Source organism: Bradyrhizobium sp., assembly GCF_016462955.1.
Classification (GTDB): domain Bacteria; phylum Pseudomonadota; class Alphaproteobacteria; order Rhizobiales; family Xanthobacteraceae; genus Bradyrhizobium.
Window position 1 is genome coordinate 7766 of sequence record NZ_JAEMSD010000226.1, and the last position, 2597, is coordinate 10362.

The window sequence follows — 2597 nt, forward strand, 5'->3', positions numbered from 1 at the left end:
CTCGACCTCGGCGTCGAGATGGCCGAGCAGGCAGACCTTGCCCTCGTTGCCGAAGCGGATGCGGTCGCCGGCGGTCAGCTTCTTCGCTGGCTTGACCAACGCCTGCCAGCGCGAGCCGTCGAGCCGCTTGATCAGCGTCGCCTCGATCCTGGGCTCGGTCTCGCGGCCGATGCGGCGCCCCTTCAATTGCGCCGCGATGACCTTGGTGTCGTTGACGACGAGCTGATCGCCAGGCCTCAGCCATTGAGGAAGGTCGGCGACCGTCTGGTCACGCAAAGCGCCGTTCTCCACCACCAGCATCCTGGCGGAGTCGCGCGGGCTCGCCGGGCGCAACGCGATGCGCTCGGCGGGCAGATCGAAATCGAAGAGCTCGGTGCGCATAAGCGGGCTTGGCGCAACACAGCCAGACCCTCATGGTGAGGAGGCGCGTAGCGCCGTCTCGAACCATGAAGGCCGGGTTGCAGCGGGGCCTTCATCCTTCGAGACGCGCGTTCCGCGCTCCTCAGGATGACGGTCGGTTGACTATTATTCCTTGTCCGCGGCCATCCGCGCCTTGACGATCTTGTCGGGGTTCTGCACCGGCTCGCCGCGCTTGATCTTGTCGACGTTCTCCATGCCCTCGGTGACCTTGCCCCACACCGTGTACTGGTTGTCGAGGAAGCGGGCGTCGTCGAAGCAGATGAAGAACTGGCTGTCGCCGGAATCGGGACTGGCGGCACGGGCCATCGAAGCGGTACCGCGCACATGCGGCTCCTTGTTGAACTCGGCCTTCAGCTTCTTGCCGGAGCCGCCGGTGCCGGTGCCCTGCGGGCACCCGGTCTGCGCCATGAAGCCCTCGATCACGCGGTGAAAGACGATCCCGTCGTAGAAGCCCTCGCGCACGAGCTCCTTGATGCGCGCGACGTGGCCGGGCGCGAGATCCGGCCGCATCTCGATGGTGACGGGGCCCTGCGTGGTCTCGAGGATCAGGGTGTTTTCGGTAACGCTCATGCTCGTCTCTCTTGCGTTGGGGGTGAAGTCTTGTCAGGTGACGTTTTGCGGTTGCGGAACTGGATCGCGAATGGACGTCCCGCGGCGGCGCCGGCCATTGCATCGGTAAATGGCAATGGCGTGCAGCGTTGCAACGTCTCCATCACCGCGATCCGGTATTGCAGCCGGTCATCGTCGGAGGCCTCCGCGGATTCATAAGTAATCCTCGGGTGGCCCAGTATGTTTCCGGCCCGGTTAAAGCTCACGACGACGGTGATGTCGAGTGGGCGCGCCCTGGCCGGGGACGGCGGCCTCCAGCAGGTACGCAAGTGCCGGAAGATGTCCTGGATCGTATTGACCCGCATGTCCTGCGCGGCCGCGCCGGAGGCGCCGAGCACCATCGCGCCAACCAGCAGGAGGCTGCTGCCGCGATGCGCCATCACCCGCGCCTATTTGATGTCGGAGGCGACCTGCACCTTCACCATCTTGTCGGGATCGGTGACGGAGCCGCCGGGCGAGCCGGCAGGCGCCTTCTTCAGCTTGTCGACGACGTCCATGCCCTGCACGACCTCGCCGATGACGGTGTACTGGCCATCGAGGCTGCCTCCGTCGGCGAACATGATGAAGAACTGCGAGTTGGCGCTGTCGACGCTGTCGCCGCGCCGGGCCATGCCGACGATGCCGCGGGCAAAATGCACCTTGGAGAATTCCTGCTTCAGGTTCGGATATTTCGAGCCGCCGGTGCCGTTGCCGTTCTGGCCGTCACCCGTCTGCGCCATGAAGCCGTCCATGACACGATGAAACGGCACGTTGTTGTAGAAGCCCTCGCGCGCCAGCTGCTTGATGCGCTCGGCATGCTGCGGCGCGATGTCGTTCCTGAGCTTGATGACGATGCGGCCCTTGGTGCTGTCGATGACGATGGCGTTGGCCTTGTCCAGATTGGCCGGCAATGGCTGCGCGATCGCCGGCACCGCGAACAGAACCGCGGCAAGAACTGCGAGAATTCGGATCATGACAACTCCGGTCAGGATGAGAAAGGAAACGGGCCGTTATCCGGCGAATTTAGCCTTGAGCTGTGACGCCACCAGCGGCGGAACAAAGGCCGAGACGTCCCCGCCCATGCCGGCGATCTGGCGCACCAAAGTGGCGGTGATCGGGCGGACCATGGGAGAGGCCGGCAGGAATACCGTATGCACGTCTGGCGCCATCGCCCCGTTCATGCCGGCGAGCTGCATCTCGTAATCGAGGTCGGTGCCGTCACGCAGGCCCCGGATCATGATGGTCGCGCCGTGCTTGCGCGCCGCGGTCACCGAGAGATCATCGAAGGTCACAGCCTCGAGCACGCAGCCGGCCTCGGTCGCGACCGGACCGCAGACGTCATGAAGCATCTTCAGGCGCTCCTCGGTCGAGAACAGCGGCTTCTTGCCGGGGTGGACCCCGATTGCGACCACAAGCCGGTCGCACAGCGACACGCTGTGCCGGACCACGTCCAGATGGCCATTGGTGATGGGGTCGAAGGAACCGGGATAGAAGGCTGTGCGGTTCATCGCCGCCCCAGGTAGGGCAGTTCGGGCGAGAAGGAAACGGGCCGGCGCCGGTGGCCACCTTCAGCGCGGCACGGCGCCGAC

The 2597-nt window shown here is 65.2% G+C and carries 5 protein-coding genes; all 5 read right to left on the bottom strand.

Going from position 1 to position 2597, the window contains the following annotated elements:
- On the bottom strand, window positions 1–381 hold a 381-nt coding region (locus JHD07_RS21850; RefSeq protein ID WP_291625659.1), incomplete at its 3' end, for an S-adenosylmethionine:tRNA ribosyltransferase-isomerase.
- 144 nt (window positions 382–525) lie between these two features.
- Window positions 526–990: a peptidylprolyl isomerase gene (locus JHD07_RS21855; RefSeq protein ID WP_291625661.1), complete on the bottom strand. Its 465-nt coding sequence runs from the start codon at window positions 988–990 to the stop codon at window positions 526–528.
- Window positions 987–1409, bottom strand: coding sequence for a hypothetical protein (locus JHD07_RS21860; RefSeq protein ID WP_291625663.1), 423 nt, complete (start codon window positions 1407–1409; stop codon window positions 987–989). Before JHD07_RS21860 ends, JHD07_RS21855 begins: the two co-directional genes overlap by 4 nt.
- 9 nt (window positions 1410–1418) lie before the next feature.
- Window positions 1419–1982, bottom strand: a complete 564-nt coding sequence (locus JHD07_RS21865) for a peptidylprolyl isomerase (RefSeq protein ID WP_291625665.1) — start codon at window positions 1980–1982, stop codon at window positions 1419–1421.
- Between the two features lie 36 nt (window positions 1983–2018).
- On the bottom strand, window positions 2019–2516 hold the full coding sequence (gene coaD / locus JHD07_RS21870; protein ID WP_291625667.1) for a pantetheine-phosphate adenylyltransferase: 498 nt from the start codon (window positions 2514–2516) through the stop codon (window positions 2019–2021).
- Window positions 2517–2597 lie beyond the last annotated feature (81 nt).